Genomic DNA, 12,833 nt, shown 5'->3' with positions numbered 1-12,833 from the left:
CCGGCCGGGCGGCGCGTGTGACATGCCGGTCCCGCGGACGTGTGAGAGTTGGCCCGTGCCGTCCCTGACCCACCAGGCCCTCGCGTGGGCCCTGCCCCGGCTCCGCCGCTCCCGCGACCTCGACTCGCCCGAGGCCGAGCGCGCCCGGCTGGAGCGGTGGCACGTCGGCACCGTCGGCCGGCCGCTGCCGACCAACGCGGTCCCGCGGTTCGCGCGGCGGTTCTCGGTGGTGCGGGAGGAGGTGCCGACCGACGGCGGGTCGTTCGCGTCGTACGTCCTCACCGCGCGGGGGACCTCGCCGACCCGGACGGTGGTCTACGTGCACGGCGGCGGGTACACCGCGGGGATCGACCCCTTCCACGTGCGGTACGCCGCGCGGCTGGCCGACCGGCTCGGCGTGCGCGTCGTCCTGCCCGACTACCCGCTCGCGCCCGAGCACACCTGGCGCGACTCCCACGACGCGCTGGTCCGGCTGGCCGCGGAGTGGGGCGAGCGCTCCCCCGGCGGCACCGTGCTGGCCGGCGACTCCGCGGGCGGCGGGCTGGCGCTCGCGCTCGCCCTGTCCCTGCGGGACCGGGACCTGCCGCAGCCCGACCGGCTGCTGCTGCACTCACCGTGGGTGGACCTCAGCACCAGCACCCCCGAGACCGAGGCCTTCGACGCGGTCGACCCCTGGTTGTTCCTCGGCAAGCTCCGCGCGCACGCCGCGTGGTGGGCCGGCTCGCCGGACGACCTGGCCCGCCCCGAGGTCTCGCCGGCGCTCGGTGACCTCGCCGGCCTGCCGCCGGCCCTGGTCTTCCAGGGGACCCGCGACCTGCTCACCCCGGGCACCCGGCTGCTCGTCCGGCGGGCCCAGGAGGCCGGCTGGCCGCTGACCTACGTGGAGGAGCCGGACCTGCTCCACGTCTACCCCCTGCTGCCGCTCGTGCCCGAGGCCCGGCGCGCGTGGCGACGTACCGAGGAGTTCCTGCGATGACCCCCCGCACCCTGGTCGTGCCCTTCACCGATCTCTCGGCCACCGACGTGTACGCCGTCGCACGGCTGCGCCAGCAGGTCTTCGTCGTCGAGCAGGAGTGTCCCTACCCCGACCTCGACGGCCGCGACCTCGAGCCCGGCACCCGGCACGTCCTGCTCCTCGACGACTCCGCCCTGGTGGGCTACGCCCGGGTCCTCGACGACGGCGACCTCTGGCGCATCGGCCGGGTGCTGCTCGACGTCCCCGCGCGCGGGCAGGGGCTCGCCGACGTCGTCATGCGCGCGGCGCTGGAGTCCTGCCTCGGCCGCGACGTCGTCCTCGACGCCCAGGCGCCCCTGGCCCGGTGGTACGCCACCTTCGGCTTCGCGCCCGACGGGCCGGAGTTCCTCGAGGACGGCATCCCGCACGTGCCGATGCGGCGACCCGTCGCGTGACTCGTGTGACTAGTGGGGTGGCTGTGACACGCAACATCCCAAGTAAACCTGGGATGTTGATGCTTCCCTGCCATTGCAACAGCCGCGAAGCAGCAAGATCCCAAGTGAACCTGGGATTCTGAACCGCCTCACACCGCCGAGAAGACGACCCCGTCGGAGGTGTCGGTGCGGGTGGCGCGGCCGCGGGCGACGAGCAGCTCGAGGTGGGCCTTGGTCTCCATGGCGGCCATGCCGCGGCTGAAGACGTCGAGGGTGTCGTACGCGTGCTCGTGGCGGGTCCAGCCGAGGTGGCCGGCGACCTGGTGGGCGGTGAGCGGGCCGGAGGAGAGCGCGGCCAGCGAGTCGGCGAGGCGGGTCTCGTGGTGGGCGAGCAGCTCGTCGACCCGGGTGTGGGAGGACGGCGCGACCGGCCCGTGCGCGGGGAGGATGGTCAGGTCCGGCAGCGAGCGGACCTTGGTCAGCGAGGCCATGAAGTCGCCCAGCGGCTGCTGGTCCATCGGCATGGTGAAGCCGATGGAGGGGGTGATCGTCGGCAGCACGTGGTCGCCGGCGAACAGCAGGCCGGCGTCCCGCTCGGCGTACACGTAGTGCCCGGGGGTGTGGCCCGGGGTGTGGACGGCGTCAACGGTGCGCGGGCCGACCTCGATCCGGGTGTCGCCCTCGAGCCAGGTGTCGGCGAACGCCCAGTGCGTCGGGTCCGGGAGCCGGTCCTCGTCGGACTCCTGCCCGGGGCTGTTCCACTCCTCGGCCAGCTCGGCGGCGCCCGCCGTGCGCAGCGCACCGGCGAAGGGGTTCTCGATCATCGACGCCGCGTCCTGCATCAGCTCCAACGCCGGCCGGTCGCCCCGGCCGAGCGTGACGTCGACGCCGAGCTCGGTGCCCAGCACGCGGGCCAGCGTGTAGTGGTCGCGGTGCACGTGGGTGACGAGGAAGCGGCGGATGTCGCCGAAGCCGGCGCCGATCTGCCCGAGGCACCGGTCGAGCAGCTCGCGGGCCTGCGGGATCGCCCACCCGCCGTCGACGAGCGTCAGCCCGTCGTCGGCGACGAGCACGTAGACGTTGATCGCCCGCAGCCCGTCCATCGGCAGCGGCAGCGGGATCCGGTGGATCCCCTCGGCGACCTGCCAGGCACCCTCCGCGGTCCAGTGCTCCCCGGAGTCGGGCGAGACGGCGTGCGCGGTCGAGGTGGTGGAGGAGGTCACCCGGCGGACCCTACGTCCCGGTTCACCCGGAGACGTCCGGCAGTCCCAGGTCCAGGTTGGGCGCCTGGATCCCGCCGTCGACCTCGAGCAGCTTGCCGGTGACGTACTGGCCCGCGCGCGAGCTGAGGTAGACCACCGCGGCGGCGACGTCCTCGGCCTCGCCGACCCGCCCCAGCGGGGTCTTGGTCTCGAGCTGGTCCATCATCTCCGGCACCCCGGCGACGAACTCCAGGGCGCTGGTCATCACCGAGCCGACGTAGATGCCGTTGACCCGGATCCGCGGCGCGAGGTCGGTGGCCGCCAGCCGCGACCAGTGCGCGAGCGCGGCCTTGGCGGTGCCGTACGCCAGGTAGCCGCGCCCCGCGGAGCGGCCCATCATCGAGGAGATCGTGGTGATCGACTTCTGGCCCTCGGACCCCTTGAGCATCAGCGGCACCGCCGCGACGCTCAGCGCGTGGGCGGTGGAGACGTTGAAGTGGAACGCCTCCTCGAGGTAGTCGACGCTGGTGTCGAGGAAGGCGTTCGGGATGGTGCCGCCGACGTTGTTGACGACCGTGTCGAGCCGCCCGAACGCGTCGTACGCCGCGTGCGCGAGGCCGGCGACCGCGTCGAGGTCGCTGAGGTCGGCCGGTACGACGACGGCCCGGCGTCCCACGGCCCGGACCTGCTCCGCGACCCGCTCGAGCTGGTCGGCGGTGCGGGCGGAGACGACCACGTCCGACCCGGACTCGGCGAGCGCGACGGCGGTCGCCGCACCGATCCCGCGGCCGGCGCCGGTGACGACGGCGACCTGGTCGGTGGTGGTGAACCGGTCGAGGATCGTCATCGACCGGCACCCGTGACCAGGCCGCGACCGGTGACCAGCGGCAGGTCGACGGCGCGGACGATGCCGGGCTCGGCGGCGACGACGGCGGGCAGGGCGTTCACGATCCGCTGCGCGGTGGTGATCATGCCGCTGACGTTGTGGTCGCCGTGCTCGCCGTGGTGGAGGAAGTCGACCTGCATCATCGGCTCGCCGGTGATGCGGACGCGGTAGCAGCCGTCGGTGCCGGCCGGCGGGCGCTCCCAGTCGTCGTGCTCGGCGGCGTCGGTGCGGGTGACGTGCTCGAGCACCACGCGCGGCACGCCGTCGACCTTGCCGATCACCTGGAAGCGCACCGCGCCCAGGGTCCCGGCGGCGATGTCGCCGGAGACCGAGCTGGTGTCCCGGGCGGCCGGGCGACGGTCCACCTCCTCGGTCAGCGGCTCGTCGAGGGTGACGTCGAGGGCAGCCGCGATCTGCCGCACGACGCTGCCCCACGCCATGGTGAGGATGCCGGGGTGCCAGAGCATGCCGAGCTCGTCCATCGGCTTGCCGAAGCCGAACATCTCACCCATCACCACCGGCTGGTAGTAGGTCGAGTAGTCGCAGACCTCCATCACGCGCACCTCGTCGATGCGCTGGGAGAGGCTCGTCATCACCAGCGGCAGCACGTCGTTGGCGAACCCGGGGTCGATGCCGTTGACGTGCAGGCTCGCGCCCCCGCGGCGGCAGGCGTCCTCGATCCGCTCGATCATCTCCGGCGGCAGGATCCCCTCCGGCCACTGCAGCAGCACGGGTCCGCTGCTGGTCACGTTGATCCCCGCCTCGACGAAGCCGACCAGGTCCTCGATGCACTCGAAGACCCGGTCGTCGGCCATCGCGGTGTGCACGATCGCGTCGGGCGCCAGCGCGACCAGCGCGTCGCGGTCGGTCGTCGCCAGGATGCCCAGCTCGCGGCCGAGCTCGGCCAGCTCGCCGGCGTCGCGGCCGTCCTTGGCCGGGTTGGAGACCCACACCCCGACCAGCTCGAGGTCCGGGTGGGCGTCGATGCCGGCGATCGCGTGCCGGCCGATGGTCCCGGTCGACCAGACGACGACGCGCAGGGGCTTCTCGGGGAAGACCTGTGACATGGGGCACAACTTAGAACACGTTCTAGATTTGCGGAAGGGTCGCCGACGTTGCTTGCAACGCGCCGTTCGCGGGTCTACCGCGTCGATCGGTCGGCGCGGTAGATCGTCGAACAGCGCGTTACAAGCCGCTCAGGCAGGCGACGCGGTCAGCTCGAGGGCGACCGGGCAGCGAGTGCCGCCGTCGGCGTAGATGGTGGGCATGCACCGGTTGCAGTGGATGCAGACGCCCTCGACCGCGCGGCCGGCCTGCATCCGCGCCAGCAGGTCCGGCTCGCGGAGCAGGGCGCGGCCCAGGGCGACGTACTCGAAGCCGTCGGCCATCGCCTGCTGCATCGTCTCCAGCCGGTTGACCCCGCCGAGGAACATCAGCGGCATCGACAGCGCCTCACGGAACCGCAGGGCCTTGTCGCGGAAGTAGCCCTCGTGGAACTCATAGGACTTCATGAACGACCGGCCGACCGGCGTGCGCATCCCGAGCCGCACCGGCAGCGGCATGACAGCGGCGAACTCCGCGACCGGGGTGCCGCCACGGAAGAGGTACATTGGGTTCATCAGCGAGCTGCCGCCGGAGAGCTGGAGCGCGTCGAGGTTGCCGTCGGCCTCGAGCAGCCGCGCCACCTCGAGCCCGGCCTCGGTGGTGACCCCGCCCTTGAAGCCGTCGGAGGTGGACACCTTCGCGGTCACCGCGACCTCGTCGCCGACCTCGTCGCGGACCGCGCGGGCGACCTGGCGGGCGAGGCGGGCACGGTTCTCCAGCGAGCCGCCCCAGCGGTCCCCGCGGCGGTTGAGGCCGGGCGCGAGGAAGGAGGAGATGAGGTAGCTGTGCGCCATGTGCAGCTCGAGCACGTCGAACCCGGCGCGGACCAACGTGCGCGCGGCGGCGACGTACGCCCGGGTCACCCGGGTCAGGTCGGCCTCGGTCGCCGACCGGATCATCTGCATCGACAGCGGGCTCGGCATGCCGCTGGCGGCGATCGCCCGGACGCCGTTGGAGCGGCCGTTGGCCACCGGGCCCGCGTGGCCCACCTGGCCCGCGATCGCGGCACCCTCGGCGTGCACGGCGTCGGCGAGCCGGGCCAGCCCGGCGAGGGTGTCCTCCCCGACCACGATCACCTCGCGGTGGGTGCGCCCCTCGGGCGCCACCGCGAGGTAGGCCACCGTGGTCAGCGCCACGCCGCCACGGACCGGCGCGAGGTGGTAGTCGATGAGCTCGTCGGTGACCTGCCCCTGCGGGGTGCGGCCCTCGAACGTCGCGGCCTTGACCGTCCGGTTGCGCAGGCGCACCGGGCCGAGGGTGGCAGGGGCGAAGACGTCGGGAGCGGTCACCCGCGAAACTGTAACGTGTTCCAGTTCCGCGGGGAGCCGTCACAATGACGGCATGACGACGGCGAGCACCGTGGTGGCGCGGCTGCGCGCCGCCGGGTGCGTCTTCGCCGAGGAGGAGGCCGAGCTGCTGGTCGGCCAGGCCGCCGACGCCACCGACCTCGACCGCCTCGTCGCGGCCCGCGTCGCCGGCCTCCCGCTGGAGCAGGTGCTGGGGTGGGCGGAGTTCGCCGGGCTGCGGGTGGTGGTCGAGCCGGGCGTCTTCGTCCCTCGGCGGCGTACGACGCTGCTGGTGCGGCTCGTGCTCGACCGGCTGGCGCGGCGCGGGGACGGCGCGGTGGTCGTCGACCTGTGCTGCGGCTCCGGCGCGGTGGCCGCCGCCGTCCGCGCGGCCCGGCCCGACGCCGACGTGCACGCGGCGGACCTCGACCCGGCGGCCGTCGCCTGCGCGCGGCGGAACCTGTCCCCGGCCACGGTGCACGAGGGCGACCTCTTCGACGCCCTGCCGCGCCACCTGCTCGGCCGGGTGGACGTGCTGGTCGCGAACGCGCCGTACGTCCCGACCGGCGACGTCGCCCTGATGCCGCACGAGGCGCGCGACCACGAGCACCGCGTGGCCCTCGACGGCGGTGGCGACGGCCTCGACGTCCAGCGCCGGGTGGCCGCCGGCGCGAGGCCGTGGCTGGCGCCCGGCGCGACCGTGCTGGTCGAGACCGGTCGCCACCAGGCGGAGCGCTCGGCCGCGCTGCTGCGCGCCGCGGGCCTGCGGACCGAGGTCGTCCTCGACGACGAGGTGGGCGGCTGCGCCGTGCTCGGACGGTAGACGTTTCAACCGTCCGCGGCCTGGGGAGGACTCGTCCGTCGACGGCTCCCGTCCGGGGAGGCTGCGCAGGGCCATGGGGGGCGCACTGCGCGGAGGGAGCCGTCGGCGGAGGACCAGCGCGACGCGAGCACCCGGCGGGGATACCGTCGCCCGCATGACCCCGGACACCCACGAGCACCCCTCGGCCACGCGGCCGCTCGAGGCGGGTGTGCGCACCGACTTCCACGGCGCGATGAGCTACGGCCGCTACCTCGACCTGGACCGGCTGCTCGCGGCCCAGCACCCGCGCAGCCGGCCCGAGCACCACGACGAGCTGCTCTTCATCATCCAGCACCAGACCTCCGAGCTGTGGCTGAAGCTGGTGCTCCACGAGCTGCGCGAGGCGCGGGCGCTGATGGACCGCGACCAGCTCGCCCCGGCGCTGAAGTGCCTGGCCCGGGTCAAGGCGACCATGCGCACGCTGATCCAGCAGTGGTCCGTGCTCGCGACGCTCACGCCGCGGGAGTACTCCGAGTTTCGCGGCGCCCTCGGCAGCAGCTCGGGGTTCCAGTCCCACCAGTACCGCGCGGTCGAGTTCCTGCTGGGCAACAAGGCGCCCGGCATGCTGCGGGTCTTCGAGTCCGAGCCCGAGGCGCACGCCCTGCTGTCCACGCTGCTGGAGGAGCCCACGCTGTACGACGCGTTCCTGCGGCTGCTCGCCCGCCAGGGCCTCGCCGTGCCGGCCGACGTGCTGGAGCGCGACGTCCGGGAGCCGTGGACCTTCCGCGAGGACCTGGTGCCGGTCTTCCGGCGGGTCTACGAGGAGCGCGACCTGCCCTGGGGCCTCTACGAGGCGTGCGAGGACCTCGTCGACCTCGAGGACGACGTCCAGGAGTGGCGCTTCCGGCACCTGCGGACCGTGCAGCGGACCATCGGCTTCCAGCGCGGCACCGGCGGCTCCTCCGGCGTCGACTTCCTGCGCCGGGCGCTGGACCTCACCTTCTTCCCCGAGCTGTACGCCGTGCGCAGCGAGGTGGGCGCGTGAGCGCGCGGCCGACGTCGGCCGAGCTCGACGCGCGCGACCCGCTCGCGGCGTACCGCTCCCGCTTCGTCGGCGCCGAGGACCCCTCGGTGGTCGCCTACCTCGACGGCAACTCGCTGGGCCGGCCGGTGGCGATCGTGGCGGGGCGGCTGGCGGAGTTCGTCGAGGGCGCGTGGGGCGACCGGCTGATCCGCAGCTGGGACGAGTCGTGGATGGACGAGCCGACGCGGGTCGGCGACCGGCTCGGCCGGGTGGTCCTCGGCGCCGGCCCCGGCCAGGTCGTCGTCGGCGACTCGACCTCGGTGCTGCTCTACAAGCTCCTGCGGGCGGCCGTCGCCGCGCGGCCCGGCCGGCGCGAGGTGGTCGTCGACCGCGACAACTTCCCCACCGACCGCTACCTGGTCGAGGGGGTCGCCGCCGAGTGCGGGCTCGAGGTCCGGTGGGTCGAGGCGCACCCCGACGCCGGCGTCACCGCCGACGACCTCGTGCCCGCGCTCGGCCCGCGGACGGCCCTGGTGCTGCTCAGCCACGTCGCGTTCCGGTCCGGCCACGTGGCCGACGGGGCGGCGCTCACCGCCCTGGTCCACGACGCCGGCGCGCTCGTCGTCTGGGACCTCAGCCACTCGGCCGGGTCGGTCGAGGTCGAGCTCGACGCGTGGGGCGCGGACCTCGCGGTCGGCTGCACCTACAAGTACCTCAACGGCGGCCCCGGCTCCCCCGCCTTCGCCTACGTCCGCGCCGACCTGGTGTCGGAGGTCCAGCAGCCGCTGTGGGGCTGGATGGGCCACGCCGACCCGTTCGCGATGGGGCCGGGCTACGAGCCCGCCCCCGGCATCCGGCGGATGCTCACCGGGACCCCGCCGGTGCTCGCGATGCAGCCGCTGCAGGCGATGCTCGACCTCGTCGAGGAGGCCGGCATGCCGGCGGTCCGCGCGAAGGCGATGGCGCTGACCGAGCACGCGGTCGCGCTCGCCGACGAGCGGCTGGCGACGTACGGCGTCCGGCTGGCGAGCCCGCGGGACCCCGCCGGGCGCGGGGCGCACGTGATGCTCGAGCACCCGGCGTTCCGGGAGGTGACCGCCCTGCTCTGGCAGCGGGGGGTCGTGCCCGACTTCCGGCCACCGTCGGGCCTCCGCGTCGGGCTCTCCCCGCTCAGCACGAGCTTCGTCGAGGTCGAGCGGGGGATCGACGCCGTGGCCACCGCGCTCGGGGAGCTCACCGCCTGAGCGGGCGGGTCACCCCTTCGTCGGGTCGTGGCCCCAGTTCATCAGCGAGTAGCGCCAGTCGCTGTGCTCGACGTCCTTGTCCGGCCCCTGGGCGAGGTGGCGGTGCACGTAGCCGACGACCTTGCGCATGTGCGCGACGTCGGCGTCGGTCAGGTCGCCCTTCTTGGTGCGCAGGATCCCCACGATGCGCTTCCCCGACTTGTGGCCGGTGGACTCGCCGCCACCGGACTTCTGGCCGACGCGCCGGGAGTCGTCGCTCTCCAGCCACGACTCCAGCTCCGAGGCGGTCATGTTGACCGCCTCCTTCCAGTCGTCCCAGACCTCGTCGAGGCCCTCGGCGCTCATCGCGCGACCTGGACGGGCTGGACGGGCTGGACGGGCTGGACGACCGGCGCCATGGTCTTGCCGAAGTCGGCGTCGTCGTCGCCCTCCTGGCTGTCCACGCCGAGGCAGACCAGCAGCACGGCGCCGATCGTGGCGACGGCGAGGATGCCGTGGATCGCCATCGCCGAGGTCGGGATCCGGTCCTCGACCGTGTGCTCGGCGTCCTTGCGGGAGCCCAGCGTCTTGACCAGCAGGACGTCGCCGATGCCGGCGCCGGCGATCAGCACGACCAGGGTGATCCACGCCAGCGACTGCTGGCCCGCGGCGAGGTAGGCGATCCACAGCGCCAGCCCGGCGAGCCCGAAGAGCGGGTGCACGAACGTGGCGAACGGCGGCAGCTTGCTCGTGAGCTGGCCGGGCTCGGCCTCGGCCCGCGAGCGGGCCGCGCCGAGGGTGAAGCTGAACATGTAGGCACCAAAGAACGCCGTGGCCGCCCACAGCCCGAGCACCAGCTGTGCCATGTGCATGTCCTCCTGAGACGGTTCGTGAAGTCCTCCGGGCGGTGCCCAGGGAGCGCCCGGCGCACTCCTCCCCGCCGGGGTGGGGCTGGTCGTGCGGCCGCGGGGTACCCCCGGTATGTCCCCGACCCGATCAAGGAAGGAGCCGTGATGGATGCCACCCACACCGGCCCGGCCGGACCGTCCAAGGCCGTCCCGTTCCTCCGCACCGCCGCGCTCGTGTACGGCGCGGTCTTCCTGCTCGTCGGCATCGCCGGCTTCATCCCCGGCATCACGACGAACTACGACCAGCTCGAGATCGCCGGCCACGAGAGCCACGCGAAGCTCCTCGGCGTCTTCCAGGTCTCGGTCCTGCACAACGTCGTCCACCTGCTCTTCGGCGTCGTCGGGCTCGCCGTGGCCCGCAAGGCCACCGCCTCCGCGGCGTACCTCGCCGGCGGCGGCCTGGTCTACCTCCTGCTGTGGGTCTACGGCCTCGCGATCGGCCACGGCAGCGACGCGAACTTCGTGCCGCTGAACAACGCCGACAACTGGCTGCACCTGGCCCTCGCCCTGACGATGCTCGGCCTCGGCTTCGCCGGCTACCGCGCGCTGCGCGGCCCGGTCGGCGGGCAGTACCCCGCCTGACCGACGGCTCGTCGGTCACGGGGGCCTACCCTCGGCGCCCGTGACCGACCACGAGCAGCTGATCGAGCTGCACAGCGACGACCTCCACCTCGCCCTCGCCCCGCTCGGCGCCCGCGTCCACCGGCTGCGCGCCCGCGACGGCGGGGGCGCGTGGCGTGACGTCGTCCTCGGGCTGCCGCGGGTGGCCGACCACCTCGACGACGACCGCTACCTCGGCTCGACCGTGGGCCGGCACGCCAACCGGGTCGCGCGCGGCGAGCTGGTCGTCGACGGCACGACGCACCAGCTGCCCACCAACGACCGCGGGCACACCCTGCACGGCGGCCCGGACGGCTTCGACCGGCGCACCTGGACCGTCGTCGCCTCCGGCCCGACCTCCGCCGAGCTGGAGCTGGTCAGCCCGGACGGCGACCAGGGGTTCCCCGGCACGGTGACGGTGCGCGCTCGCTTCGAGGTGCGGGACCGCACCCTGCGGACGTCGTACGCCGCGACGACCGACGCCCCGACGGTGGTCTCGCTGTCCAGCCACGCCTACTACCGCCTCGGCGGGGAGACGGCGGCCGACCACGAGCTGACGCTGCACGCGGACGCCTACCTCCCGGTCACCGACGGCGTGCCGACCGGGGAGGTCGCCGACGTCGCCGGCACGCGCTTCGACCTCCGCTCGGGCGGCCGGCCCGGCGACCTCGACCACCCCTTCGTGGTCCGCGGGTGCGAGAGCGGCTGGTCCCCCGGCGGTCCGCTGCGCGAGGTGGCCCGGCTGCGCGGCCACGGCCTGGTGCTGGAGCTCGCCGCCGACCAGCCCGGCGTCCAGGTCTACACCGCCGGGGCCTTCGACCGCCCGCCGCACGCGCCGTACGCCGGCATCGCGATCGAGCCCCAGCTGCACCCCGACACCCCGCACCACCCGGAGTGGCCCTCGGCGGTCCTGCGCCCCGGGGAGACCTACCGGTGGACCAGCGAGGTCACGATCACGCCCGACCGTTGACATTAGTTCGAGTGTCGTACTTAATAGCCGGGTGACCCTCGTCCTCGGCGTCGACACCTCGACCCAGTCCACCAAGACGCTGCTCGTCGACGCCGCCGACGGCACCGTCGTCGACAGCCGCTCGGTCGCCCACCCGCCCGGCACCGAGGTCGACCCGCGGGCGTGGCCCGCGGCGTACGACGAGGCCGTCGCCGGCCTCGGCGCGCGGGCCGGCGAGGTCGCCGCGGTGGCGATCGGCGGCCAGCAGCACGGCATGGTCGCCCTCGACGAGGCCGGCGAGCCGGTCCGCGACGCGCTGCTCTGGAACGACACCCGTTCCGCGTCGGCCGCCGCCGAGCTGATCGCCGAGATGGGCGGGCCGCAGGCGTGCGCCGACGCGATCGGCAGCGTGCTGGTCGCCTCGTTCACCTCCACCAAGCTGCGCTGGCTGCGCGACGCCGAGCCGGAGAACGCCGCCCGGGTCGCGCAGGTGCTGCTCCCCCACGACTACCTGTCGCGGCACGTCGCGGCGCCCGGCACCGAGGCCTTCACCGACCGCGGCGACGCGTCGGGCACCGGCTACTTCGCCACCCCGGAGGGCCGCTGGCGTCCCGACCTCGCCGAGGCCGCGCTCGGCCGGCCCTTCGCGCTCCCGCGCGTCGTGGCGCCGGGCGCCGTCGCCGGGGAGACCGCGACCGGGGCGGTGCTGGCCGGCGGCACCGGCGACAACATGGCCGCAGCCCTCGGCATGGCGCTCGAGCCGGGCGACGTCCTGCTCTCGATCGGCACCTCCGGGGTCGCCTCCGCGATCAGCGCGACGCCGGTGGCCGACGGCAGGGGCGTGCTGACCGGCTTCGCCGACGCCAGCGGCGGCTTCCTGCCGATGGTCACCACGATGAACGCCGCCGGGATCCTCGACCTCCAGGCCCGCTGGCTCGACGTCGACCACGCCGGGCTCGCCGACCTCGCCCTGGCCTCCACGCCGGGCGCCGGCGGGGTCACCCTCCTGCCGTACTACGGCGGCGAGCGCACCCCGAACCGTCCCGCCGCCACCGGGACCTGGACCGGGCTCACGCCGGCCACGACCCGCGCCGACCTGGCGCGCGCGGCGTACGAGGCCCTGCTCTGCTCCCTCGCCGACGCCGTCGACCAGCTCGTCGCCGCCACCGGCACCGACCCGCGCCGCGTGCTGCTCGTCGGTGGCGCCACCCGCAGCCCCGCCCTGCAGGCGCTCGCCCCGGCCGTCCTCGGCCGCCCGGTCACGCTCCCGCCGCCCGGGGAGTACGTCGCCCTCGGCGCCGCCCGGCAGGCCGCCTGGGCCCTCGCCGGCACCGACGCCCCGCCCACCTGGCCGCTGCCGGGCACCCGGCTGCTCGAGGCCGACCCCACCCCGCACGTGCGTGAGGCGTACGCCGCCCTGCGCGACCGCCCCTGACCACCCGTCCGTCCCCGACCGTCCC

At 74.5% G+C, this 12,833-nt stretch carries 14 protein-coding genes; 8 read left to right on the top strand and 6 right to left on the bottom strand.

All coding sequences use genetic code 11. The annotated features are described in order from the left end of the window. Positions 1-55: 55 nt before the first annotated feature. Both AB0N29_RS10235 and AB0N29_RS10230 read left to right on the top strand, forming a co-directional pair. On the top strand, positions 56-976 hold the full coding sequence (locus AB0N29_RS10235; protein ID WP_364866381.1) for an alpha/beta hydrolase: 921 nt from the start codon (positions 56-58) through the stop codon (positions 974-976). Further along, entirely contained in the window at positions 973-1,410 is a 438-nt protein-coding gene (locus tag AB0N29_RS10230) for a GNAT family N-acetyltransferase (RefSeq protein WP_364866379.1), read from the top strand. Before AB0N29_RS10235 ends, AB0N29_RS10230 begins: the two co-directional genes overlap by 4 nt. 128 nt (positions 1,411-1,538) lie before the next feature. Here the strand turns inward: AB0N29_RS10230 and AB0N29_RS10225 are convergent, their stop codons facing one another. The 4 genes from AB0N29_RS10225 to AB0N29_RS10210 form a co-directional block, all read right to left on the bottom strand. Further along, positions 1,539-2,612, bottom strand: a complete 1,074-nt coding sequence (locus tag AB0N29_RS10225; RefSeq protein ID WP_364866377.1) for an MBL fold metallo-hydrolase — start codon at positions 2,610-2,612, stop codon at positions 1,539-1,541. 22 nt (positions 2,613-2,634) lie between these two features. Beyond that, positions 2,635-3,438 (bottom strand): SDR family oxidoreductase, encoded by an 804-nt coding sequence (locus AB0N29_RS10220; RefSeq protein ID WP_302269438.1) that lies wholly within the window; start codon positions 3,436-3,438, stop codon positions 2,635-2,637. Next, positions 3,435-4,544: a diacylglycerol kinase gene (locus AB0N29_RS10215; protein ID WP_364866375.1), complete on the bottom strand. Its 1,110-nt coding sequence runs from the start codon at positions 4,542-4,544 to the stop codon at positions 3,435-3,437. The genes AB0N29_RS10220 and AB0N29_RS10215 overlap by 4 nt, the downstream gene beginning before the upstream one ends. A 129-nt stretch (positions 4,545-4,673) precedes the next feature. Further along, a complete protein-coding gene (locus AB0N29_RS10210) occupies positions 4,674-5,870 on the bottom strand; it encodes an NADH:flavin oxidoreductase (RefSeq protein WP_364866373.1) in 1,197 nt (398 codons plus the stop codon). Positions 5,871-5,922: 52 nt separating this feature from the next. Between AB0N29_RS10210 and AB0N29_RS10205 the strand changes: the two genes are divergently transcribed. From AB0N29_RS10205 to AB0N29_RS10195, 3 genes are all read left to right on the top strand, one after another. Next, on the top strand, positions 5,923-6,690 hold the full coding sequence (locus tag AB0N29_RS10205) for a putative protein N(5)-glutamine methyltransferase (protein ID WP_364866371.1): 768 nt from the start codon (positions 5,923-5,925) through the stop codon (positions 6,688-6,690). A 154-nt stretch (positions 6,691-6,844) separates the two neighbouring features. Further along, the gene (kynA, locus tag AB0N29_RS10200) at positions 6,845-7,714 is read left to right on the top strand and encodes a tryptophan 2,3-dioxygenase (protein ID WP_302269433.1); all 870 of its coding nucleotides are present in this window, start codon (positions 6,845-6,847) and stop codon (positions 7,712-7,714) included. Then, entirely contained in the window at positions 7,711-8,937 is a 1,227-nt protein-coding gene (locus tag AB0N29_RS10195) for an aminotransferase class V-fold PLP-dependent enzyme (RefSeq protein WP_364866368.1), read from the top strand. The genes kynA and AB0N29_RS10195 overlap by 4 nt, the downstream gene beginning before the upstream one ends. A gap of 9 nt (positions 8,938-8,946) precedes the next feature. Here AB0N29_RS10195 and AB0N29_RS10190 read toward each other — a convergent pair whose 3' ends face one another. Together AB0N29_RS10190 and AB0N29_RS10185 are read right to left on the bottom strand one after the other, a co-directional pair. Continuing rightward, positions 8,947-9,282 (bottom strand): DUF3140 domain-containing protein, encoded by a 336-nt coding sequence (locus tag AB0N29_RS10190; protein WP_302269431.1) that lies wholly within the window; start codon positions 9,280-9,282, stop codon positions 8,947-8,949. Beyond that, complete coding sequence (locus AB0N29_RS10185) at positions 9,279-9,782, bottom strand: hypothetical protein (protein ID WP_364866366.1); 504 nt, start codon at positions 9,780-9,782, stop codon at positions 9,279-9,281. The genes AB0N29_RS10190 and AB0N29_RS10185 overlap by 4 nt, the downstream gene beginning before the upstream one ends. 147 nt (positions 9,783-9,929) lie before the next feature. On the opposite strand from AB0N29_RS10185, the gene AB0N29_RS10180 reads away from it, so the two are divergent. The 3 genes from AB0N29_RS10180 to xylB are packed head-to-tail and all read left to right on the top strand — an operon-like array spanning position 9,930 to position 12,808. Next, positions 9,930-10,406 carry a DUF4383 domain-containing protein gene (locus tag AB0N29_RS10180; protein ID WP_364866364.1) on the top strand — a complete coding sequence of 159 codons (477 nt, stop codon included), beginning with the start codon at positions 9,930-9,932 and terminating at the stop codon, positions 10,404-10,406. Between the two features lie 40 nt (positions 10,407-10,446). Further along, a complete protein-coding gene (locus AB0N29_RS10175; RefSeq protein WP_364866362.1) occupies positions 10,447-11,394 on the top strand; it encodes an aldose epimerase family protein in 948 nt (315 codons plus the stop codon). Between the two features lie 31 nt (positions 11,395-11,425). Beyond that, positions 11,426-12,808, top strand: a complete 1,383-nt coding sequence (gene xylB / locus AB0N29_RS10170; protein WP_364866360.1) for a xylulokinase — start codon at positions 11,426-11,428, stop codon at positions 12,806-12,808. Positions 12,809-12,833 lie beyond the last annotated feature (25 nt).

Source organism: Nocardioides sp. NPDC092400 (assembly GCF_040684155.1).
In the GTDB taxonomy this organism is placed as follows: domain Bacteria; phylum Actinomycetota; class Actinomycetes; order Propionibacteriales; family Nocardioidaceae; genus Nocardioides.
This window is presented reverse-complemented; position numbering and strand designations above follow the sequence as displayed.